Consider the following 23,229-nt stretch of genomic DNA (forward strand, 5'->3'; position numbering starts at 1 on the left):
GACGGACCTCCGACCTCACCCACAACCGTCCGACCACTGTTCCACAGCGGCAGCAGCCAACTCCACAAGTTGTCCACAGGTTTGTCCACAGGCTGTGTGGTTCTTCCATTGACCGCGCGCCCGCAGCGCCCTAACGTCTGCTGCAGATGAGGCCCCAGGTCATCCCGCTTCGGCGGGCATCTCCACACTCGCAAGGGGAAGGCAAGTGTGGTGGTGCGATCCGGGGCCTCTTCTCCGTGCGCCTGTGACGGTGGCCCGACTGCCCGTGGGCGGTCCGGATCTTCGAGGGTGAGCAGGGCGAGGCCGGGCCGGGGGCGTGCGACACCCAGGAACTCGAGTTCTTCACTGATGACCACGTCGGCACCCCAACGGGGCGCCTCCCACGCCTGAATGCGGGCGTGGCGTAGGGTTTTTGGTGGTCAACACCCAAGCGTGAGACCCCGGCGGGCTTCCCCACGAATCCCCGTCGCGACGACCGGAGAATCAAAATAGGCAAGGAGGCCGTCATGGCGGAGACCTGGAGTGGCGAGTTCTACTGCGTGAAGTGCAAGGCCAAGCGTGAAGCCTCGGGTGAGGTCAAGGTGAACGACAAGGGCACCCGGATGGCCAAGGCTGTCTGCCCCGAGTGCGGCACCAACCTCAACCGGATCCTCGGCAAGGCATAACTCGCCCCACGAGCAATCCTCGACGGCGTCACCCCTCCCGGGGTGGCGCCGTCGCCGCTCTCCGAAGCACCCCGCGGGGCCCCTGTGGATGACGGGCACGCCGGCCCGGTGATTGTGTCAGGGTGCCGCCATGTCCTCGACACACCGGCACCCCGGCTTCCCGGCCCGTCCCCTGCTGCGGCCCGGGGTCCGGATCTGTCGCCGCGAGGACGGTCACCTGCAGGTCGGCCTGGCCTCCCACCTGGCCGTGGTCGCGCCTGACGTCGACGAGGTCCGGCAGCTCCTCGCGGGGCTGCGCAACGGAGTGCCCCCGGGGCCCGTCTCCAGCTTGTCCCCCGGTGCCCTGCGCCTGTGCTCCGACCTGTTGGACCGTGGCCTGGTGATGGATGCCGACGACTTCTTCACCTCGGTCGGCGCACGACGGGGCCAGGAGTCACGAGAGTCGCTGTCCGCCTTCTTCGCGGACAACGGATCCCTCACCCGGGGCCTGCTCGAACGACGCCGGCAGACCGCCGTCCGCGTCGAGCACCGCGGGCTCCCGCGGGCCGGTCGCAGGCTCAGCGCCCTCCTCGAGACCGGTGGCACGGGCTCGTCCGTCGACGCTCAGCCCGACCTCGCCGTGCTGGTCACCCGGGGCGAGACCGACCGCGACCGGCTCGACGACTGGGTGCGTGCCGACCTCCCTCACCTCCTGGTCAGCTCGAGCGAGGGAGTGGTGCGTGTCGGACCGTTCGTGGTGCCCGGCCACACCGCTTGCTTGCGTTGCGTCGATGCGCACCACGCCGACACGGACCCGCGCCGGCCCCTGATCCTCACGCAGTACGCCGATCCTGCCGCGCCGCGCGACGGGCTCCCCGATCCGATCCATCACGACCTCCTCGACATGGCCCTGCTGTGGGCCTCGCGTGACCTGCTCAACTGGATCGACGGCAAGCAGCCCACCACGTGGAGTGCCACCATCACGCTCGACCCCACGCTCGACCTGCGCCGGGCGCACTGGGCCCAGCACCCGGCGTGCGGCTGCGGCTGGGGTCGCCGTCACGCCGTGTGAACGCCTACCACCACTCGCTGTCGAGCTTGCTCTCCATCGCGCGCAGGTGCTCCCGTGAGCAGGTGTCACAGAAGACCTGGCTCCGGCCGTTCTCGACGGCCGTGCTCCAGGTCAACGGGATCTCGTCGGAGTCGGCTTGGCGTCCACAGAAGTCACAGGTTGCTGGCACTCCTTCACCGTACGCCGAGAGGTCACGACAAAGCCGAGCCGGCACGAGGTGAGCGTGGTGCGTCAACTCGTGCCGACTCGGCTGTGTTGATCAGAGGCGCGCGAACGCCAGGCGTGCCTGCTGGGCGGCACGTTCGGCCTTGCGGCTCATCCGGCGTGCGAGGGCCAGCTGGTGACCCTGCCGCATGCTCTGCGCCTCTCCCAGGCGCGCGGACATTTGTGCGCGTGCCATTTCTTCGTGCATGAGACTCATCGTGTTGCTCCAGTTCGTGTTCGTGTTCATGGTGGTGTTCATCGCTTTCTGTGCCGGTCGCCTTCCGCTGACCGGGTGGGTGGTGGTCAGATCAGGCTGCGGCGTTCTTGCGCGGGCGGCCCCTGGGCCGCTTGCGGGGAATGACGATCCCTTGCAGGAACAGCTCCCCTCCCCAGACGCCCCAGGGCTCACGCCGCTCGAGCGCGCCAGCGAGGCACATTGCCTGGACCGGGCAGTCCGTGCACAGGGCCTTGGCGTACTCGACGTCGCTGGGTGACTCGGCGAAGAACAGCTCGGGGTTGTTGGCCCGGCAGGGCAACAGCTCGTCATCGACGGAGTCAGCCGCCGCGTGGAGCTCTCCCAGGCTGATCTCGACCGGCTCCCGAAGTTCGCTGATGGTCATGTGTGTCACCTCCTCTGAGACCTGATCGATTGCTGATGGGTGTTGATCGGGTCCTGGCCAAACAAAAAGGCCGCGGATCCCGGTCTTCGGGTTCCGCGGCCTGGAGGCTGCCGAGCTGAGTTTCCTCAGTTCGGTGGTGGACTCCAGACAGTGGTCCCCTGGGCGGCTCCCTCGATGAGAGCGGCAGCGTGCTGGCGAGCCGGAGCATCGACTCGGGCACACGTGGACACGCCAAAGGCGTAGGTGGGCATGACGATGCGCGACTGGTTCACAGCCGTGGTGTCGGTGTAGATGTTCTTCATGGTGCCCACCTCCTTCGGTGTCATTGAGCGCCGACCTTGCCAAGGTCGTGGTGCGCAAACTTCTTGGACGAGAAGAAAACTATCGCGCCACGCCTGTAATGGGCAAACGATTTATTGGGTATTTCTTGATTTTCTTTTCTTCTGCCGCTCGTGGCGCGTGCTCAGTTGATCAGGGCGAGGAGCTCATCGCCGTAGCGCTCGACCTTGGCCGCGCCGATCCCGGAGATGCGCAACAGCTGCGCGTCGTCGGCCGGCTTCATCTCGGCCACCGCCTCCAGGGTCTTGTCGGTGAAGACGACGTACGCCGGCACGCCGTCCTCGCCGGCCCGCTCGCGGCGCCACTCCTTCAGCCGGGCGAAGAGGTCCTCGTCGTAGGTGGCGGGACAGTCGATGCAGCGCCCCACCTTGCGCTCGCCCGCCGTGGACAGCGGGCGGCCGCACGTGCCACACATGGCCGCCCTGGCCGCCTTCTTGGTGCGAGCAGGCCTGGGCTCGTGCACGTCGGGGCGCAGCGCGGCGAGGAACCTGGAGGCACTCCGGGTCTTGCGGCCCCCCGGCTTGCGGGCCAGGCTCCACGAGATCCGCAGGTGCACCCGAGCCCGGGTGATGCCCACGTAGAGCAGCCGCCGCTCCTCCTCGACCTCCGCAGGCGTCTGCGCGAAGCTGATCGGCAGGGAGCCCTCCTGGGCGCCGCACACGAACACCGCATCCCACTCGAGGCCCTTGGCCGTGTGGAGGGTGGCCAGGGTGACGCCCTCGGCCACCGGGGCGTGCTGCTCCTGGGCGCGACGGTCGAGGTCGTCGACGAATCCGCCCAGCGAGGAGCCGTCGGAGGCGGCGTACGTCTCGGCCTGGGAGACCAGGGCGTGCAACGACTCCCAACGGTCGCGCGCGGTGCCGCGCCCCGACGGGGGCTCGGAGGTCCAGCCCATGCCCGCAAGCGTGTCGCGGACGTCGTCCACCAGGTCGTCGCCGCCCGCGCCCGACCGCGCGGTGCCGCGCAGCAGGGTGATCGCCTGGCGCACCTCGGGGCGGTCGAAGAACCGGGCCGCACCGCGCACCACGTAGGGAATGTTGCGGGCGGCCAGCGCGTCCTCGAACGCCTCCGACTGGGCGTTGATGCGGAACAGCACGGCCATCGATCCGGGTGAGACACCCTCGTCCTGCAGGCGCAGGACCTCCGCCGCGACCGACTCTGCCTCGTCGACCTCGTCGGTGTGCTCGACGTAGGTGATCGCCGGCCCGGACGCCCGTTGGGCCGTCAGCTGGACGCCGCGGGAGCTGGTGCCGGACAGCAACGCGTTGGCCGCACCGATGACCTCGGGGGTGGAGCGATAGTTGCGCACCAGCTCGATCGAGGTGGTGCCGGAGTGCTTCGCGGAGAACTCACGGAGGTAGGAGGCGTTGGCGCCGGCGAAGCTGTAGATCGTCTGGGCGGGGTCGCCGACCACACAGATCTCGTCGCGACCACCCAGCCACAGGTCGAGCAGGGCCGACTGCAACGGCGAGACGTCCTGGAACTCGTCGACGACGAAGAACTTGTACTGGCGGCGCACCTGCGCCGCCACCCGCTCGTCCTCGGCGAGGAGGGCGGCGGTGAGCAGGAGGACGTCCTCCATGTCCATCCGGCCCTGACCGCGCTTGACGTCCTCGTAGGTGCCGAAGACTCGGGCGACCGTCTCCGCGTCGACGTTGTTGACCTCGCGCCCGCGCGCCGGGGCGAGCCGGGGGTACTCCTCCGGTCGCACGTTGCTGACCTTGGCCCACTCGACCTCCGAGGCGAGGTCACGCAAGGTTCCCTGGTCGACGGCGAGGCGTTGGCGGCGGGCCGCCAGCGCCATCAGTGCGAGCTTCGACTCGGTCAGTGTGGGTAGCTCGCTGCCGTGGACCGAGGGCCAGAAGTACCGCAGCTGGCGCAGCGCGGCGGCGTGGAAGGTGCGAGCCTGGACGCCCGGGGCACCGAGCTCTCGCAGCCGGGTGCGCATCTCCCCCGCAGCCCGGGTGGTGAACGTGACCGCCAGCACCTCGCCGGGCTGGTAGACACCGCTGGCGACGCCGTGCGCGATGCGGTGCGTGATCGCCCTGGTCTTGCCGGTCCCCGCCCCGGCGAGCACCCGCACCGGACCACGCAGGGCCTCGGCCACCTGCCGCTGCTCGGGGTCGAGAGCGGCCAACAGGTCAGCGGGGGTCGGCATCGGGAAGATCTCCTGTGGAATCGTTGTTCACCTCAAGCCCAGCAAACCCTAGACGCCCAAGGGGACAGTCCTGCCATGACCGACACCTTCACGATGTACACCACGCCCTGGTGCGGCTACTGCCACCGGCTCAAGAGCCAGCTCGACCGTGAGGGCATCGCCTTCGACATCGTCGACATCGAGCAGCAGCCGGAGGCGGCCAAGCTGGTCGAGGAGGCCAACGGCGGCAACCAGACCGTGCCCACGCTGGTCTACTCGGACGGCTCGGCCCAGACCAACCCGTCGATCGCCCAGGTGAAGGCCAAGCTCGCCGAGCTCGCCTGACCGACTGGCACGTGGCTGGTGGGTCACCAGGAGCCGGGGAGCGGTCCGCCGTACCAGTGCTCGACCAGGGAACGTGAGATCGAGACCCCACCGGGCAGCACGATGCTGCCGTCGCGGGCCTGCTCGGCCATCTCGGCGCGGGTGAACCAGCGCGCCTCGGCGACCTCGGCTCCGTCCACGTTGACGTCGGTCGAGGTGGCCCGGCCGAGGAATCCGACCATCAGGCTGGCCGGGAGCGGCCACGGCTGGCTGCCGAAGTAGTCGACCGGCCCCACCGCCACACCAGTCTCCTCCATCACCTCACGGCGTACGGCGTCCTCCATCGTCTCACCGGGCTCCACGAAGCCCGCGAGCGTGGAGAACCGCCCCTCGGGCCAGCTGGCTCCGCGCCCGAGCAGGCATCGTTCCTCCGACGACCCCGGCTCGCCGTGCGCGATCAGCATGATCACGGCCGGATCCGATCGCGGGAACTGCTGACGCTCGCAGTCCACGCAGGTCAGCACGTGGCCGGCCTGCTCGGCACGCAACGCTCCCCCACAACGGGGGCAGTGCCGGGTCGCCCAGTGCCACTCGGCCATCCCGATCGCGTGCATGACCAGGGGCGCCTGGACGGCGCCGTCGCCGGCCAGGGCACCGAGCGCCCCACGCAGCACGACCCAGTCGTCCTTCGGGCCGGGAGCCCGGTCGGGCGCCAGCACGAGGGCGAAGTGGGTGACGCCGTGCTGCTCGCCGAGCAGCACCCGCAGTCCCCCGTCGGGGCAGTCCGCCGGAGAGAGCCACTCGAGGGCTCCGCCGACGGGGCGCAACCGGTTGCCGGCCACCAGGAGGACCCGCGTCGCCGGGTCGGCCCAGCGGTCGTCGAGCCAAGCCTCGTCCGTGCGCTCGAAGCCGTGCCGGTTGTGGGCGTGCTCCGAGAGGGCCAGGTGCGGGAGGTCGCGATCCATCACTTCTCCTCCGGTGAGGCCTCGAGCCAGGCCCTGAACGCATCTGCGTTGTAGGGGCGGCCGAGGAAGTCCGCCACCAGGTCCGCCGCGTCCTTGCTGCCCCCTGCGGCGAGCACCGTGTCCCGATAGCGCTGCGCGGGACCGTCGGCGAAGAGGTCGTCCTGGTCGAACGCCGAGAAGAGGTCCTTGGCGATCACCTGGCTCCACATGTAGGTGTAGTACGCCGAGGAGTAGCCCTCGAGGTGTCCGAAGCCGGTGTGGAAGTGCGTGTCCGGAATCGGCTTGATCAGGTTGTAGGCGTCGTGGAGCTCGAGCACGCGGGACGTGATGTCATCGGGACGCTCGACGTGCAGGCGGTAGGAGATCGCGGCGTAGAACATCTGGGTCCGCGCCAGGAAGCCCTTGCCGAACTCCTCGCCGGCACGCATCCTGGCCACCAGGTCGGCCGGGATCGGCGTGCCCGCCTCGTCCGTGGCGAAGCTGGCCAGGACGTCGGCGTCCCAGGCCCACTCCTCCAGCATCTGGCTCGGCGCCTCGACGAAGTCCCACTCGGTGGCGACACCGGAGAAGCGCACCCAGTCGTGGCGACCGGCCAGCACGTGGTGGACGAGGTGGCCGAACTCGTGGAACAGCGTCACCACGTCGTCGTGCTCCATCAGGCCGCGCGGGAAGTTGCACACCAGCACCCCCTCAGCGAGCTGTACGCCGCGCACACCGGGCACCAGGTCGAACTGGGCGGCGTGGTTGTACTTGCCGTCGCGCGGGTGCAGGTCCAGCCGGATCCGGCCGAGCACCTCACCGCCGAGCGACACGTCGTACGCCGTCACGTCGCCGTGCCAGGACGGCGCCCCCGGCACCTCGGCGTACTCGAGGCCGAACAGGCGTCCGGTGACGTCGAGGAGTCCTTGGCGCACCTTGGTGAAGTCGAAGTACCTGCGCACCTCCTGGGCATCCACGTCGAAGTGCTCGCGGCGCACGACCTCGGCGTAGTGGCGCCAGTTGGCCACGTCGATCGCCTCGACGGCCGGGTCGTCACGACGGGCACGCTCGAGCAGGACCGCGATGTCGCGCTGCCCGGCCGCCAGGGAGTCCGCGGCGATGGAGTCGATGAACTCGGCGATCGCGGCGCCGCGCCCGATCATCTTCACCTCCGCATCGAAGTCGGCCCAGTCGCTGTAGCCCAGCAGCTGGGCGTGCTCGTGCCTGACGGCGAGCAGCTCTGCGAGGACCTTGTCGTTCTGCGGCCAACCACCGTTGAGGAAGCTGGTCATCACCGCCCGACGTGCGGCGGCATCCTGGCTGAACGTCATGAACGGCACGGTGTCCGGGTAGTCGGTGGTGAGAGTGACCCGGCCGTCATCCCCGGCCGGGTGGTCGGCCACCCAGTCGGCGGGCAGCCCCTCCAGTGCCGACGCGGCGACAGTGGTGGTGCGGTTGTCGTCGCGGATCCCCCGGGAGAACGCCTGGCCCAGCTCGACCCCCCGCTCGTTGAGGTCACGCAGCTTGGCGCGGGTCACCTCGTCGCGGTCGACGCCGGCGCGACGGAAGTCACGCAGGGACTTGTCCAGGGCACGGCGGGCAGCCGGGTCGAGGTGCTCGGTGGGTGCCGCGGAGAGCGCCGCGAACGCACCGGGGTCCAGCATCAGCTCGGTGTGGAATCGGTTGGCCTCGACCTCCACCTGCTCGGCCAGCTCACGGATCGCCTTGTCGGGGTGGACCTGGGCGATCAGGCCGGCCACCGAGAAGGCGTTGGCCAGCTCGACGTGCAGGTCGTTCCACGCGGCCAGGACGTCAGCCGGGTCGACGTCGACGAGGGTCGCGCGCATCGCTCGGGCTCGGGCCAGGGAACCCCGGCAGCGTTCGTCGAGCCAAGCCGCCCAGTCGTCGTCAGCGGCGGGCAGGGACAGGGGTTGGAGCTGCTCAGGTCCGGTCACGCTTGCAGGCTACCCACCGGCCCTCAGGCCCTACGATCGGGTCATGAGCACCCACATCGGCACAGCTCCCGGCGCCATCGCCCCGCACGTCCTGATGCCCGGGGACCCGTTGCGTGCCCAGTGGATCGCGTCGAGCTTCCTCGACGACGTCACCTGCTACAACGAGGTCCGCGGCATGCTCGGCTACACCGGCACCTGGCAGGGCGAGCGGGTCAGCGTGCAGGGGTCCGGGATGGGCCAGCCCTCCTTGGCCATCTATGCCACGGAGCTGTTCACCGAGTACGACGTGCAGTCGATCATCCGGGTGGGCTCCTGCGGCGCGCTCGTCGAGAAGGTCCGCCTGCGCGACATCGTCCTGGCGTCCGGAGCCTGCACCGACTCCGGGATGAACCGGCTGCGCTTCCACGGGCTCGACTACGCCCCCGTGGCCGACTTCGGCCTGCTGCGGGCGGCGTACGACGCGGCGACGGAGCGCGACGACGTGACCACGTGGACCGGGCTGATCTTCAGCAGCGACCAGTTCTACACGCCGCGTCCCGAGCTGATGGCGACGATGGTCGACCACGGCGTGCTGGCCGTGGAGATGGAAGCGGCTGCTCTCTACACGCTGGCAGCCAAGCACGACCGCCGCGCGCTGGCGATCTGCACGGTCTCCGACCACATCGTCACCGGCGAGGAGACCAGCTCCCAGGAACGTGAACAGACCTTCGGCGCCATGGTCGAGATCGCGCTGACCGCGGCCCTGGCCCGTCCCTGACCCCGGGTCAACCGCGACGCAGGACGAGCCGGCCGAGCACACCGACGGCGAGCACCCCCAGCCCGGCCAGCACCGAGGTCCAGGGCAGCATCACCGCCAGCACGAGGCAACCGCTGAGGCCCAGCACCTGGAGCGCACGCGGCCAGCGTCGCTGCTCGGCGGGTTGTCGGAGCGCGGAGAGGTTCGCGACGGCGTAGTAGACCAGCACCCCGAAGCTGGAGAACCCGATGGCACCGCGCAGGTCGACGGTGAGCACCAGCACCATCACCGCGGCCCCGAGGGCGAGCTGGGCGCGGTCCGGCACCCGGTGCTTCGGGTCGACGTGGGCCAACGGCGTGGGCAGGTCGCGCTCACGCGCCATCGCCAGGGCGGTGCGGGTCACGCCGGCCAGGAGGGCGAGCAGCGCCCCCAGGCACGCGGCTGCCGCACCGATCCGGACCACGGGCTCGGCCCAGGCGGCCCCGACGGCCGTGACCGCGTCCGAGAGGGGCGCCTCACTCGTCGCGAGGCCGGCACCGAGTGCGTGCACGAGAGCCGCGCCGATCGCTGCGTAGAGCACGACCGCGACACCCAGCGCGACCAGGATGGCCTGGCCCAGCACCTCAGGTCGGCGCACCTCTTCGGCCAACGTGGCGATGCGGGCATAGCCGGCGAACGCGAAGAACAGCAGTCCGGCCGCCTGTAGGACGCTGCGCACGCCGTCCGGGCCGGCCAACGGGTCGGGCAACGGGTCGGGCGACGCCGGGTCACCGACCGTGACGAGCGCCAGCGCCAGCAGCAGCACCAGGAGCGTCGCGGCGAGCAGGACCCCGGCCAGGCGAGCGGTGCGGGTGATGCCACGCATGGTGGCCAGGGTGAGCATCAGGACGGCTCCGGCGGCCGCACCCCTCTGGGCCCAGCCGTCCGACGGGACGGCGTACGCCGCGAAGGTCATCGCCATGGCCGCGCAGGAAGCGGTCTTGCCGATGACGAAGCCCCACCCGGCCAGGAAGCCCCACCACGGTCCGAGGACCTCACGGCCGAAGAGGTAGGTACCTCCCGACGAAGGGTGATGGGCGGCCAGCTGGGCCGAGGCCACGGCGTTGCAGAAGGCGATGACGGCGGCGATGCCCAACCCGGTGAGCAGTGCCGACCCCGCCGTGGCAGCGGCCGGAGCGAACGCGGCGAAGACGCCGGCGCCGATCATCGCGGAGAGCCCGACGACGACTGCATCGCCCGTGCCGAGCCGCCTGGCCAAGCGATCGGTGGTCACGGCTTCATCCTCGCACCAGCGCCGATCACCCGTTGGATCGACCGTGCGGACGTCGGGCCGAGGGACCTCGCCCCCTCGGCCCGGTCGGCCTCAGCCGTCGGGACGGACCAGCTTCTCGAGCTCCTCCCGGCCGGGCAGGTCGTCGGTGTGGTCGACGGTCCTGCCCGTGCGCACGTAGTGGAAGGCAGCACGCACCCTCTCGACGGGGACCCCGCACAGCTCGGCCCAGGCCAAGCGATAGATGCCGAGCTGCAACGGGTCTGCGGTGGCGCGTTGGTTGGTCTTCCAGTCGATGACCAGGTAGCCGCCGTCGGGCTCGGTGTAGACCGCGTCGATGCGGCCACGCACGACCTGCCCACCGAGGACCAGGGCGAACGGCGCCTCGATCGCGTGCGGCTCACGTCGTCCGAACGGGCCGTCTGCGAAGAGTGCGGTCAGCTCCTTCAGGTCGGACTCGTCGTCGATGCCCAGGTCGGCACGCCCGGGCAGCTCGTCGGGGTCGAAGAGGTTCTGCTGGCCGAACCGGGCCTCGACCCACGCGTGGAACCGGGTGCCGAAGCGGGCGGCCGGAGAGGGCTGACGGGGCATCGGCCTGGCCAGGTCGCGCGCGAAGGCATCGGGGTCGTCCCGCAGTCGGGCCACCGCGGTGGCCGAGAGCGTGCTCGGCAGCGGCACCCCGATGTCGGTCGACCGGTCCCGGCGCGCCTCGGCCAGGAGCCGGTCGAGCTCCTCGTCCCAGGTGGCGACCGTCGATCCGTTGACCAGGTCGACCTCGTCCTCGGCATCCGCGTCGACCGAGCGGACGAACTCGGCTGCCTCGAGTCGTCTCAGGGTCTCCGCAGTGTGTTCGGTCTGGGGCCACGGGGCCGTGACCGCGCTCGCCAGCAGCGGGTTCGGTGTCTCCTTGTCGGGCTTGTCGAGCCATGCCTCGGCCGACTCACCCCATTCCTGGATCGCCTCGTGCACGACGAGCTGGTAGGGGGACGGGCCCACCGGGGTCTTGCGGTTCTGGTTCCACAGGTAGGACGAGACCGAGAGCAGGTGCCGGGCCCGGGTGAAGGCCACGTAGCCGAGCCGGAGCTCCTCCTGTGCCTCCTTGGCCCGGGCCGACTTCACGAAGGCCTCCAGGTCGGGTTTCTCGTAGCCCCCCAGTGCGGCCAGGTCGTGGCGGTCGCCACGCAGGTCGTTGGGGAGGACCGCCGGACCGGAGGTCCACTGTGTGCGGGCCTGCTTGGTCGGGAACTTCTCCTCGCACACCCCGACCACGAACACGGCGTCCCACTCGAGGCCCTTGGCGCGGTGGACGGTGAGCAGCTTCACCGAGTCGGACTCGGAGGGAGTCGCCACGTCGAGACCGGTGCCCATCTCGTCCTCGGCCTCGAGGTAGGCGAGCAGCGCGGTGAGGCTGACCGAGCCGTCGATGGCCTGGAACTCGGCGACGGCCTTGACGAACAGGTCGAGGTTGTCGCGCCGGGCGGCTGCCGCCGGGCTGACCGAGGAGGCCAGCTCGACGTCGATGCCGGTGGTGTCGATGATGCGCCGCACCAGGTCGAGCAACGGCTCGCCGGCGTGGGACCGCAACGCCCGCAGCTCCGAGCGCAGCAGGGCGAAGCGATCGAGCGCTGCACGGGAGTACGCCGCCTCGCCCGGGTCGTCGAGCGCGTCGCACAACGACGCGATCTCCGTCGGGTCGGCGCCCTCGACGGCATCCGCGAGCTGCTCGTCGATGCCTTGGCCGGCGGTCGGTGTGGAGACGACACCGGCCAGCTCGCGGGCCCGCTTGCCGAGCAGTGCCAGGTCGCGCGGGCCGATGGTCCAACGTGGGCCGGTGAGCAGCGTCAGCAGCGCCGAGTTGGCGGTGAGGTCGTGCAGCAGGGTCAACGTCGCCACCACCTCGGCCACCTCGGGCAGGCGCAACAGGCCCTTGAGGCCGACGATCTCGACCGGGATCTCGCGCGACGACAAGGCGTCGAACACGTCGGCCGCGTGCTTGTTGTCGCGGGTGAGCACGCCGATCTCGTTCCACTTCGGCTCGGCCATCGCCTCGTGGGTGGCCCGGACCTGCTCGGCGAGCCAGGCCAGCTCGGCGGCATAGGTCTCGTGCACCGAGGTGCGCACGGTGCCCGGGCCGGCCTGCTCGGCAGGCTCCAGGGCCTGCACCTGGGGGAACTCGTCGAGCAGCGGCTGGGCCAGCCGGTTGGCGACCTCGAGGATGCGACGGTCGGAGCGACGGTTCACCGTCAGCGGGAAGACCCGCACGTCAGCGCCGTCGGCGCGCGGGAAGTCACGACCGAAGCCGAGGATGTTGGAGACCGACGCCCCCCTCCACCCGTAGATGGCCTGGTTGGGGTCGCCCACCGCCGTGACCGCGTGCCCCCCACCGAAGAGCTTCTTGAGCATCAGGGCCTGCGCCACGGAGGTGTCCTGGTATTCGTCGAGCAGGACGATCTTGAACTTCTGGCGTTCGAGCTCGCCGACCTCGGGGTGCTCGTCGGCCAACCGCGCCGCGAGCGCGATCTGGTCGCTGAAGTCCATCAGTCCGAGCTCGGCCTTCAGGCGTCGATAGGTGGCCACGAGGCCGAGCAGCTCCTCGCGGCGTTCCATCGCGTGGATGACCTTGCGGGGATCGGCCTTGGCCCGGGCGGTCTCCGCTGCGTGCCGGAAGCGGGGCAGCTCGCGGGCCTGGAAGGCGCGCACGTCGTCGAGGTCGACCAAGTGCTCGCTCATCGCGCCCTCGAGACCGAGGATGTAGTTGACCACGGTGTCGGGGTGGTCGCTGAGCAGCTCGATGCGCCCACTGTGACGGTTGATCGCACGCGCGGCCAGCTGGTAGCGCGATGCGTCGGCCATCACCCGGGTGTCGGGCTCGTGGCCGATGCGGAGGCCGTGCTCGGTGAGCAGTGAGCTGGCGTAGGCGTTGTAGGTGGCCACCGTGGGCTCGAGGGTCTCGCCCTCCTCGGCGCCGGGCACAGCGGCCGACGCCCCGGGGGCGTGGCCGGCCTTCTCCAGCGCGTCACGGATGCGGACCGACAGCTCGCGGGCCGCCTTGGTGGTGAAGGTGAGCCCGAGGATCTCGTGGGCCTCGACCTGCCCGGTGACGACCAGGTGGACCACCCGTGCAGCCATCAGGGCGGTCTTGCCGGAGCCGGCACCGGCGATCACCACCGCCGGTTCGAGATCGGAGGAGATCGCTGCCCACTGCTGGGGGCTGACCTGGAAGTCGGTGCCCATCACGCGCTGCAGGTCGGCGGGGCTCTCGATGCTGATCGCGCTCCTCATGACAGCACCGTCCCGGCTCCTTGGATCGGACAGATCGCGGTGAACGCGCACCGGTCGCAGTGCTTGCCGGCCCTGGCCGGGAACTCCTCGTCCCGGATGAGTTGCACCGCGGCCATCAGCTGGACCTCCACCGGGCGGTTCCCGTCGTCGTCGGCGGGTTGCTCACCCTGCCACTGGATGTTGACCTTGTTGTTGGCGCCGTGGCGCAGCTGGATCAGCTCGGCCCCAGCAGCGCGAGCCGGCGGTGTGTCGACCAGGTCGTCGACGGCTCCGTTCTCGACAGCGAGCTGGTAGAGGCCGAGCTGCGGGTGCACCTTCACCTCGTCGCCGGTCGGCTTGTACTTCCCGGTCTTGAAGTCGATCACCACGACGGATCCGTCGGCATCGACCTCGAGCCGGTCGGCGAAGCCGCGCAGGGTGACCTGCTGGCCGTCGGGCAGGGTCACGGCGGCGGTGAGCTCCTTCTCGCTGGCCAGCAGGGTGCGCCCACGGTCAGCACCGTGCCAGACCAGGAACCGCAGCAACGCCTGCCGCATCTCCTCACGCTCGCGCGTGGCCGACCACGGCGTGCGGAACGAGAGCCGCTCCCACACGGTGTCGACCTGGGCCATCAGCGCGTCGACGTGCTCCGGATCCGCGGACAGCTCCCCCGTGGCCACCCGCTCGGCCAGGGCATGCACCAGCAGGCCGAAGCCCTGGGCCGAGGTGGCGGCCGTGGAGCCACCGGCCTCGCGCTCGAGGAACCAGCGCGCCGGGCATTCCTCGATCGAGGTCAGCGCGGAGGCCGACAGGGCGACCGGCTTCTCCTCCGGCCGCACGGGGACGTCGGCAGCCGTCGCCGCACGGGTGCCCCACCAGTTGGCCGGATCGGCGGCGGGCACCAAGGGTCGTTCCCCGATGCGTTCTCGGGAGAGCCGGACCAACCGCCGGGCAGCAGCGGCACGGAGCTCGGCCGGGGTCTCGGGATCGACGACGGTGCGCCGGAGCTCGGCCACCATGCCGGCCAGGGACAGTGGTCGCACCGGTCGCCCCTGCACGTGGGCGGGCACCCGCTCCTCGTCGTCCGTGCGGGGCAACAGCTCCGCGATGAAGCGGGACGGCTGCTCACCGTCGTCGTCCGGTGACCTGACCGCGGTGACCAGCAGTCGGGACCGGGCCCGGGTGCACGCGACGTAGAACAGCCGACGCTCCTCCATGAGCTGTTCGCGTGCACTCACCGGGGGCACCAGTCCGTCGAGGCCGATGCGGTCGGCCTGCAACAGGGTGGCGCGGCGACGAAGGTCGGGCCACCCGTCCTCCTGGACGTGGGCCACCACCACGAAGTCCCACTCGAGGCCCTTGGCGCGGTGGGCGGTCAGGAGCCGGACCGCCTCGCCACGCACGCCGCGGTCGGCGAGGGTGTCGCCCGGCAGGTCCTGGGCCTGGAGCGTGGCCAGGAACGAGGCCACACCCCGGTGTCCGCGCTGCTCCTCGGCCCGCGCCGCAGTCTCGAACAGGGCGCAGATCGCATCCAGGTCGCGGTGCGCTCGACGCGCCGCCCCTCCCCCGGACTCGACCTGGGCACGGAGCCGGCGGGGCCAGTCGGTGCCGGACCAGAGGGTCCAGAGCACTTCCTCGGCGGTGGCGCCCGCCTCGAGGTCACTGCGCGCCCTGCGCAACAGGTGACCCAACGCCCCTGCTCGCCGGGCCGCTGACACCTCCAACCCGGCGAGGCCGTCGGGCTCGACGACGGCCTGCCTGAGCAACCACGGGGACGGCCGCGGAGCTCCGCCGTCACGGGCCACCCGCTCCTTGTCACGCAGGCGCAGCGCCCGCGCCAGCGCGCGTACGTCGGAGGCGTCGAGGCCGGCGAGGGGCGAGATGAGCAGGTCGTGGGCCCGGTCCGGATCAAGGTGGTCGGGATGGTCGGCATCGTCCTGGTCGAGGTTGACCACGGCGCGCAACGCGGCGAGCAACGGCATCACGGCGACCTCACGCACCAGTGGCGTGTCGTCGCTGGCGACCTCGACAGGAACCCCGGCGGCACCCAACGAACGACGCAGTGCCGGGATCGAGTTGCGCCCGGAGCGGACCAGGACGGCCATCCGGGACCAGGCGATGCCGTCGGCGAGGTGGGCTCGGCGCAACCGGTCGGCCAGGTGCTCGGTCTCGGCACGCTCGGTGTCGAAGGTGACCACCTCGACCCGGCCGTCGCCGAGGTCGCCGGGCTCCGCGACGGGCCGCAGGAAGGCATCCCTGGCCTCCTCGGGAATGGTCCCGGCCAGGGTGAGTCGCTGGGCCACGCGTTGGGAGGCCAGCAGCAGCCGGGAGCCGAAGCGACGGGTGGTGCGCAACGCGACCACGTCGGCAGGATCGCCGGAGACCTGGGGGAACGCCGTGGGGAACTCGAGGATGCCGCGCACCTCCGCACCGCGGAAACCGTAGATCGACTGGTGGGGGTCGCCGACCACGGTCAGGTTGCCGCCGTCGCCGACCAGCGCCTGGAGCAGCGCCACCTGGCCGGGGTCGGTGTCCTGGTACTCGTCGACGAAGACGTGCTGGAACTGGGCGCGCAGCTCCGTGCGGTGCCGCTCGGCCTCCTCGGCGGCACGGCGGATCAGGTCGGGATAGTCGATGGCGCCCTGGAAGTCGAGGACCTCGAGGTACTGGTCGAGGAAGAGCCCGGCAGCGACGAACTCGGGCAACTCCTTGGCGATGCCCAGCTCGCGCAGGTCGGTGCCGTCGAGGCCCTTCTCTCGGGCCCGCGACAGCACCGCGTGCACCTCGCGCGCGAAGCCCCGAGTCGCGACAGCGCGCCGGAGGCCCTCGGGCCAGGCCACGGACTCGGGAGCGTCGGTGAGCAGCTCCTGCAGCACGACGTCCTGCTCCGGTGCCGACAACAACCGCAACGGGGCTTCGTAGAGCTCGGCGGGTGCGTAGCGCCGGATCAGCCCGTAGGCGAAGGAGTGGAACGTCGCCGACAGCGTCGACGAGGTGGTGTGCCCCAGTCGCGAGGTGACCCGGTCACGCAGCTGCTCGGCGGCCTTGCGCGAGAAGGTCAGGGCGAGCACCGACTCCGGGGATGCCCCACGGTGGTCGATCCGGTCGACGATGGCTTCGACCAGCGTCGTCGTCTTGCCGGTGCCGGGCCCGGCCAGCACCAGGAGCGGCCCCCCGGCGTGGTCGACCACGCTGCGCTGGAAGTCGTCGAGCTCGGGGACCCGCGCCGCAGCCGCCTCAGCTGCCACGAGGTGGTAGGTCGTGTCGGTGCTCGTCGTGCTCATGGGGACAGCCAACCACCCACCACCGACGCCCTGCGTCCCTGACCCTCACGCGGCCCGATCTCGAGGGACCGGGCCGGTCCCTCGCCCTGCCCGATCAGCAACGAGCGGCTTGGTCAGCCGAGGTCGACGATGGCGGCCACGGGACCGCCGCCCTCCGGGCCCTGGTGTGCGGCCGAGACCGACACGAAGACCGCCGGGTCGCCGGTCACGGCGGCGGTCACGCCGCCGACGGCCGCCTTGATCTGCCGGTGCCAGTGCACGTCGGAGTCGTCGAGCATCGCGTTGCGGCGACCGCGGACCGTGCCGTCCTGGGAGGCCTCACACTTGAGGAACAGGTTCACCAGTCGACCGTCGAGGTCACTGTGGTGCGGCCGCTCGGGCAGCTCGAGCCCAGCATCCTTGATCGCCTCCCACAGGCCGTCCTGGTCGAGGGCGTCCTTCATCACCGAGTGGCCGATGCGGTACCGGCCACCGACACCCGGCGCGTTGCCGACCACGACGACCTGCGCCACGTCGAGCTCGACCCCCGACGAGCACGACGCCACGGCCGAGTAGAGCTCCCGGTTGTGCATGACGTCGTCGTCGGTGGGCATCTCGATCTCATCCAGGGCGACGGCGATGCCCAGCGCCGTACATCCGTTGGAGAGGTCCATCGACTCGTGGGTGTGCTCGGTCCAGACCGTCTTGCCGCGCGACTTGGCGTCGCGGATGGTGTGGATCGTCAGCAGCGGCGTCTTCGTCTGCACGTAGTGCACGTCGCCCGGGTCGGTGATGCCGGCCTTCTCCATCGCCACCTTGACCGCGTCCGCGACCTTGGTGACCATCGGCGTGCGCCCGATCTCCTCGGGCAGCAACGGCTCGCTCATCGCGAAGCCGACGGTGAGGCGGGGCTCGTCGGTGGGTATCGCGTCCTCGTCGGGAACGGTCGCGAAGATGGTGGCGTGCGGGCTGATCACTCCGTCGGTGCCACCGGACCAGACGATCGGGATCTGCTTGACCTGCTCAGCAGGTGCACCCTTGTCGACGAGCACCTCACGGAACGCCCGGTCGGAGATGATGCGGGTGTAGTCGTTGACGCCACCGTTCCCCTCGGTCTTGCCGATGATCGCGATCACCCGGTCGGCGTGCATGACCCCGTCGTCGATCAGCTTCGCCAGCTCACTGGCGTCCGCGACGGAGTGGATCGGGACCTTGCGTACTTCGATGGCGGGCATGGAGTGTTCCTTTCGTGGTGTGGTGTCGCGCAGGCTCGATCGCTCAACCACCGTTTGAGTTGGGCAGGACGACGGTGCCGGTGGTGCCGGCCACGGCGTCGAGGATGGTGTCGAGGTCGCTGATCACGGCGTAGCGACCGCCGCTCTCGACGAACCGGCAGGCGGCATCCACCTTGGGGCCCATCGATCCGCTCGCGAAGTGCCCGGCGGCGGCCATCGTCCGCAGGTCCTCGACCGAGACCTGGCCGATCGGCTCGGCGTCAGGCGTGCCGAACCGGAGCACGGCGTGGGGCACGTCGGTGGCGATCACGAGCACGTCGGCCTCGACGGTGGCCGCGAGAAGTGCCGCGCCGAGGTCCTTGTCGATGACCGCCTCGACACCGACCAGCCCGGCTTCGGAACGCACCACCGGGACACCACCGCCGCCGTTGGCGATCACGATGAATCCGGCGTCGACGAGGGCACGCACCGCCGGGCCGTCGAGGATCTCGCGTGGCTCGGGCGAGGCGACCACGCGCCGCCAGCCCTTCTCACCGCGGTCCTGCCAGGTCTCGCCGTGCTCGATCAGCACGGCCGCGGCATCCTTGTCGAGGAACCGGCCGATCGGCTTGCTGGGGTGGGTCAGCCCCGGGTCGTCGGCATCGACGAGGGTGCGGGTCACCACCGCCGCGCTGCGCCGGTCGGAGCCGTGCCGGGCGAGCTCGTCGTCGAGGGCGTCCATCAGGACGAAGCCGAGGGTGGCCTGGGTCTGGGCGCCGCACCAGTCGAGCGGGACCGGAGGGACCACGGTCGCGGCCAGCTCGTTCTTGACCAGCAGGTTGCCGACCTGTGGCCCGTTCCCGTGGGTGATCACCACGTCCACCGGATCACGGGTGCGCGTCACCAGCCGTGCCACCGCTGCCATCGCCTTCCTCGCCGCGGCGATCTGGTCACCGGGGCGGGCCCGGCCGTCCGCACTCGTCATGGCGTTGCCACCCAACGCGAGCAGGACCCTCATCGTGAGGACTCCATGAAGTCGACGTCGGCGGCGTCGGCTCCCCCGGACAGGCGGGCGTAGCCCGGCCCGCGGTCGAAGAACGCCGTGCCGGGGACCGGGCGCGAGGCACGTTCTGCCGTCGTGCGGTCCGGGTCGTGGTCGAGGGTGTCGTCCTCGACGGAGCCGGTGAGCACCACGCCGTAGTCGGCGAGCGCGGCCTCGGGCGACACCTTCTGCCACACCACGTCGCGTACGACGAGTGCCGGGTCGCGGTCGAGCGGGTCACCCCAGCCGCCGCCCCCCGTCGTACGGATCCGGATCACCTCGCCGGCCTTGACCGGCTCTGCGTCGGCAAGGGCATCGACCACGCGCTCGGCGGGGCCACCCGGGTCGATCACCACGTCGAACGGCTTGCCGGCCCGGCCGCCCCTGACCCCCCAGCACGCCAGGATCGAGCGGTCCGCGATCGACATGAAGTGGCCGTCCTTGAGCATGCGCAGGTGCTTCTCGTAGCCGAGTCCGCCGCGGAACTGGCCGGCGCCGCCGGAGTCCATGGCCAGGCCGAGCTTCTCCACGAGGAACGGGAAACGGCTCTCGGTGAACTCCGACGGGAGGTTCCGGGAGTCGGGCACCACGTGGATGGTGTCCTCACCGTCCGCGTAGTAGCGCCCACCCGACCCGCCGCCCAGGACCTCACGCATCAGGTAGGGCTCGCCCTGCCGGTCCTCGCCGTAGACGCCGGTGTAGCGGATCGTCTCCTGGTCGGCGGGCATCCGGCCGTCGACTGCCTTGGCGAGCACGCCGGCCAGCACGCCCAGGAGTCTCAGGATCACGAACGTGCGGGCGTTGGTCGGGGCCGGGAAGACCGGCGTCAGCAACGTGCCCGGCGGCGGGAAACGCATCTCGATCAGCGGCACCACGCCCTCGTTGACGTCGAGCTCGGCCATTCGTTCGGGAGACTCGGCGAGGTTGCGGAGGATCGGGGCCAGCCACTTCTTCAGGAAGTTGCCGTCGCTGTAGTCACCGCAGTGGTTGATCGGCCCCTTGGCCTGGGGCGAGGTGCCGTCGAAGTCGAGCACCAGGCGCTCGCCGTCGGGGTCGTCGGGGCCGGTGCGCGTCATCGTGATGCGTTGCGCGAACAGCTGCGGCTCGTCCACGCCGTCGTGCTCGGCGTAGTCCTCCCACACCCATTCTCCGACGGGTATCCGGGAGAGGATCTCGCGGCGGTAGGTCTGCGTGGTCCGGTCGATGATCGCGTCGAAGGCCGACTCGACCGCGTCGACGCCATACCTCTCGAACAGCTCACCCAGGCGTCGCGCGCCCATCAGGCAGGCCGAGCACTCGGCGTCGAGGTCGGCGGCTAGGCTGTCCGGCATCCGCGAGTTGCGGGTCATGATCGCCAGCGCGGACTTGTTGGGGGTGCCGGCGTCCCAGAGCTTGATCGGCGGCACCATCAGGCCCTCTTCATAGACGGAGGTCGCGCCGCTGGGCATGGAGCCGGGCACGCACCCGCCGATGTCGTCGTGGTGGCCGAAGGCCTGCACGAACGCGACCACCCTGCCGTCGTGGAAGACCGGGACCGTCACGCAGAGGTCCGGCAGGTGGCCGATGCCGCCCTCGGAGCGGTAGACGTCGTTGTGGAAGAACACGTCGCCCTCCCGCATCTCCTCCACCGGGAAGTCGCGCGCCACCGGGTGCACCAGCGCGGAGTAGGAACGCCCGGTCAGCTTGCGCAGCAACCGGTCGTGGATGCCGGCCCGGAAGTCGTGGGCGTCGCGGATCATCGGGCTGCGACTGGTGCGCCCGATCGCCGTCTCGACCTCGAGCTCCACGGCGGCCAGGCTGCCCTGGACGATCTCCACGAGCACCTGCTCGGCGCTGGCACCGGCGTCGGCGGTGAGGGTGCCGAACGGGAAGTCCGTCGGCGCCCGCCGGGACCCGGTGCCGGCGCCTGCACCCTCGGTGGTTGAGGGAGCCGCACTCTCGGTGGTTGAGGAAGGCGCGCCAGCGCCTGTCTCGAAACCACCCGCACCCGAAGATGTCGGTTCCATCAGCCCTCCCGCGTCACGATGATGTTGAGGAACGCGTCAATGCGAGCCCGGAACCCCGGGTGCAAGGGCACCGTCGAACCGAACTCCTCGATGATCGCCGGGCCGGCGAGCTCGTGGCCGGGCGCCAGGTCCGGGCGCCAGAAGACCGGCGTGTCGACGTACCCGTCGGACACCTCGAAGCACACTTGACGGGCGCCGTGGTTTCGAGACGGTCGCTGCGCGACCTCCTCAACCACCGACCATTTCTTGATCTCGGGCCGCTGGATCGGGCCCACCCCGGAGACTCGGAGGTTGACCCACTCGACCTGTTGTCGCGGGTCGTCAGCGAAGTCGTAGCCGTAAAGCGTGCGGTGCTCGGCGTGGAAGCGCTCGGCCACCTCCGCCAGCAGGGCGCTGTCGATGGCGCCCTCGGGCAGCGACACCCTGACCTCGAAGGCCTGTCCGAAGTAGCGCAGGTCGGCGGTTCGCAGGAACTGGTGCTCGGTGCCGGGAAAGCCCTCCTTGGTCAGCGCCGCACGGGCCCGGCCGCAGAGGTCGTCGTAGACCCCGGCCAGGTCGGCGGCATCGACGTCGTCGTGCAGCCGCACGTGGGTCTGGACGTAGTCGTTCTTCACGTCGACGGTGAGGAGGCCGAACGCGGACACGTTGCCGGGGTTGGGTGGCACCAGCACTGCCCGCAGGCCCAGGATGTCGGCCAACCGGCACAACAACAGGGATCCCGATCCACCGAAGGTGGTGAGGGTGAAGTCGCGGACGTCCAGCCCCCGCTTGACCGTGACCGCGCGCAACGCGTTGGCCTGGTTCCAGGCAGAGATCTCGAGCACGCCGGCCGCACAGGCCTCGGGGGTGAGTCCGAGCTCGTCGGCCAGGGCACGGATGCCGGAGGCCGCTGCCTCCGTGTCGAGTGGGATCTCGCCGCCGAGCAGGTGCGGCGGGACCCGGCCGAGGAACACGTGGGCGTCGGTGATGGTGACCTCGTCGCCGCCCTTGGCGTAGCACAGCGGACCCGGGTCGGCCCCCGCTGAGTGCGGGCCCACCTTGAGCGCTCCTTCCGGGGAGAGCCAGGCGATCGAGCCGCCTCCGGCTCCGACGGTGACGACGTCGATCATGGGGATCTTGGAGGGGAAGGCGCCCACGCTGCCCTCGGTGGTCAGGGTCGGCTCGCCGTCGACGACCACGCTGACGTCGGTCGACGTGCCGCCGCCGTCGCTGGTCAGCACCCGGTCGAAGCCGGCGACCTTGGCGATCAGGGCGGCACCGAGCGCACCCGCAGCCGGGCCGGAGAGGACGGTGCTGATCGGCTGGTGGACGACCTCGTCGGCGCTGAGCACGCCACCGTTCGACTTCATCACGTAGAACGGCACCCGCCTTTCGCCGTCGGTCGAGGCGTAGGCGTCGAGCCGGTCCTTGATGTTGGTGACATAGGTGCCCAACCGTGGCTTCACGGCGGCATCGACGAGCGTGGTCATCGCGCGTTCGTACTCGCGGTACTCCAGCAGCACCTCGCTGCTCAGGGAGACCACCGCGTCGGGGTGCTCCTCGCGCAGCACCGACAGCATGGCCTCCTCCTGGGTCGAGTCGGCATAGGAGTGGAGGAAGCAGACGGCGAGGGTGTTGATGTCACGCTGGCGGAACCAGCGCGCCACCAGCCGGGCTCCGGCCTCGTCGAACGGGCGGACCTCTGCACCGGTGTGGTCCAGTCGCCCGCCGACTCCCTTGACCAGGTGCCGGGGAACGATGCGATCGGGCTTGACCCAGAAGTAGGAGTTGCCGTAGCCGTCGGGGACCGACTGCCGGGCGATCTCGAGCATCGCCTCGTAGCCCTCGGTGGTGATGAACCCGAGGGCTCCCACCTTGCCCTCCAGGAGCTGGTTGGTGGCGACGGTCGTCCCGTGGCTGACGGCGGTCAGGGCGTCACCGCGGCCCGGCGGCAGGCCAAGCAGCCCGAGGACCTTCTCGATGCCGGCCATGAAACCGTCGGCCGGGTTGCCGGGGGTCGAGGGCGTCTTGGTGGTGACCAGCTCGCCCGTCTCCTCGTCGAGCGCCACGACATCGGTGAAGGTGCCGCCGGTGTCGATGCCGACGCGGATGCGGCGCTGCCGGGAACCCGTTGCCATGCCCCGATTCAATCCGCCCCGAGCCACTCGCTGCGACGGCAAGTTGTGCCAACGGATCGCTGATTCGTTGGCAGGTCACGA

At 70.6% G+C, this 23,229-nt stretch carries 17 protein-coding genes; 4 read left to right on the forward strand and 13 right to left on the reverse strand.

Annotated features, from left to right (window positions below):
• Positions 1 to 506: 506 nt before the first annotated feature.
• Both ncot_RS14140 and ncot_RS14145 read left to right on the forward strand, forming a co-directional pair.
• On the forward strand, positions 507 to 665 hold the full coding sequence (locus ncot_RS14140; RefSeq protein WP_168618186.1) for a DUF5679 domain-containing protein: 159 nt from the start codon (positions 507 to 509) through the stop codon (positions 663 to 665).
• A gap of 130 nt (positions 666 to 795) precedes the next feature.
• Positions 796 to 1,716, forward strand: a complete 921-nt coding sequence (locus ncot_RS14145; protein ID WP_168618187.1) for a hypothetical protein — start codon at positions 796 to 798, stop codon at positions 1,714 to 1,716.
• 259 nt (positions 1,717 to 1,975) lie between these two features.
• Here the strand turns inward: ncot_RS14145 and ncot_RS14150 are convergent, their stop codons facing one another.
• From ncot_RS14150 to ncot_RS14165, 4 genes are all read right to left on the reverse strand, one after another.
• Positions 1,976 to 2,179, reverse strand: coding sequence for a hypothetical protein (locus ncot_RS14150; RefSeq protein WP_240937912.1), 204 nt, complete (start codon positions 2,177 to 2,179; stop codon positions 1,976 to 1,978).
• A 49-nt stretch (positions 2,180 to 2,228) separates the two neighbouring features.
• Positions 2,229 to 2,540: a WhiB family transcriptional regulator gene (locus ncot_RS14155; RefSeq protein ID WP_168618188.1), complete on the reverse strand. Its 312-nt coding sequence runs from the start codon at positions 2,538 to 2,540 to the stop codon at positions 2,229 to 2,231.
• Positions 2,541 to 2,665: 125 nt separating this feature from the next.
• The gene (locus tag ncot_RS14160) at positions 2,666 to 2,842 is read right to left on the reverse strand and encodes a hypothetical protein (RefSeq protein ID WP_168618189.1); all 177 of its coding nucleotides are present in this window, start codon (positions 2,840 to 2,842) and stop codon (positions 2,666 to 2,668) included.
• Positions 2,843 to 3,003: 161 nt separating this feature from the next.
• The gene (locus ncot_RS14165; protein ID WP_168618190.1) at positions 3,004 to 5,037 is read right to left on the reverse strand and encodes an ATP-dependent DNA helicase UvrD2; all 2,034 of its coding nucleotides are present in this window, start codon (positions 5,035 to 5,037) and stop codon (positions 3,004 to 3,006) included.
• A 75-nt stretch (positions 5,038 to 5,112) separates the two neighbouring features.
• On the opposite strand from ncot_RS14165, the gene ncot_RS14170 reads away from it, so the two are divergent.
• Positions 5,113 to 5,361: a mycoredoxin gene (locus tag ncot_RS14170; RefSeq protein WP_168618191.1), complete on the forward strand. Its 249-nt coding sequence runs from the start codon at positions 5,113 to 5,115 to the stop codon at positions 5,359 to 5,361.
• A gap of 23 nt (positions 5,362 to 5,384) precedes the next feature.
• Here the strand turns inward: ncot_RS14170 and nudC are convergent, their stop codons facing one another.
• Both nudC and ncot_RS14180 read right to left on the reverse strand, forming a co-directional pair.
• A complete protein-coding gene (nudC, locus tag ncot_RS14175) occupies positions 5,385 to 6,305 on the reverse strand; it encodes an NAD(+) diphosphatase (protein WP_168618192.1) in 921 nt (306 codons plus the stop codon).
• Positions 6,305 to 8,239, reverse strand: a complete 1,935-nt coding sequence (locus tag ncot_RS14180) for a M3 family metallopeptidase (protein WP_206064978.1) — start codon at positions 8,237 to 8,239, stop codon at positions 6,305 to 6,307. The genes nudC and ncot_RS14180 overlap by 1 nt, the downstream gene beginning before the upstream one ends.
• A 43-nt stretch (positions 8,240 to 8,282) precedes the next feature.
• On the opposite strand from ncot_RS14180, the gene deoD reads away from it, so the two are divergent.
• The gene (deoD, locus tag ncot_RS14185; protein WP_168618193.1) at positions 8,283 to 8,996 is read left to right on the forward strand and encodes a purine-nucleoside phosphorylase; all 714 of its coding nucleotides are present in this window, start codon (positions 8,283 to 8,285) and stop codon (positions 8,994 to 8,996) included.
• 7 nt (positions 8,997 to 9,003) lie between these two features.
• Here deoD and ncot_RS14190 read toward each other — a convergent pair whose 3' ends face one another.
• The 7 genes from ncot_RS14190 to ncot_RS14220 form a co-directional block, all read right to left on the reverse strand.
• The gene (locus tag ncot_RS14190; RefSeq protein ID WP_168618194.1) at positions 9,004 to 10,248 is read right to left on the reverse strand and encodes an APC family permease; all 1,245 of its coding nucleotides are present in this window, start codon (positions 10,246 to 10,248) and stop codon (positions 9,004 to 9,006) included.
• Positions 10,249 to 10,338: 90 nt separating this feature from the next.
• Positions 10,339 to 13,527: an ATP-dependent DNA helicase gene (locus ncot_RS14195; protein WP_168618195.1), complete on the reverse strand. Its 3,189-nt coding sequence runs from the start codon at positions 13,525 to 13,527 to the stop codon at positions 10,339 to 10,341.
• A complete protein-coding gene (locus tag ncot_RS14200; RefSeq protein ID WP_168618196.1) occupies positions 13,524 to 16,790 on the reverse strand; it encodes an ATP-dependent DNA helicase in 3,267 nt (1,088 codons plus the stop codon). Before ncot_RS14200 ends, ncot_RS14195 begins: the two co-directional genes overlap by 4 nt.
• Positions 16,791 to 16,903: 113 nt before the next feature.
• Entirely contained in the window at positions 16,904 to 18,004 is a 1,101-nt protein-coding gene (locus ncot_RS14205) for a ring-opening amidohydrolase (RefSeq protein ID WP_168618197.1), read from the reverse strand.
• 43 nt (positions 18,005 to 18,047) lie between these two features.
• Entirely contained in the window at positions 18,048 to 19,001 is a 954-nt protein-coding gene (arcC, locus tag ncot_RS14210; protein WP_168618198.1) for a carbamate kinase, read from the reverse strand.
• On the reverse strand, positions 18,998 to 21,031 hold the full coding sequence (locus tag ncot_RS14215; RefSeq protein ID WP_168618199.1) for a hydantoinase B/oxoprolinase family protein: 2,034 nt from the start codon (positions 21,029 to 21,031) through the stop codon (positions 18,998 to 19,000). The genes arcC and ncot_RS14215 overlap by 4 nt, the downstream gene beginning before the upstream one ends.
• Positions 21,031 to 23,148 (reverse strand): hydantoinase/oxoprolinase family protein, encoded by a 2,118-nt coding sequence (locus ncot_RS14220; protein ID WP_168618200.1) that lies wholly within the window; start codon positions 23,146 to 23,148, stop codon positions 21,031 to 21,033. The genes ncot_RS14215 and ncot_RS14220 overlap by 1 nt, the downstream gene beginning before the upstream one ends.
• Positions 23,149 to 23,229 lie beyond the last annotated feature (81 nt).

The sequence above is a fragment of the Nocardioides sp. JQ2195 genome (genome assembly GCF_012272695.1).
Classification (GTDB): Bacteria; Actinomycetota; Actinomycetes; order Propionibacteriales; family Nocardioidaceae; genus Nocardioides.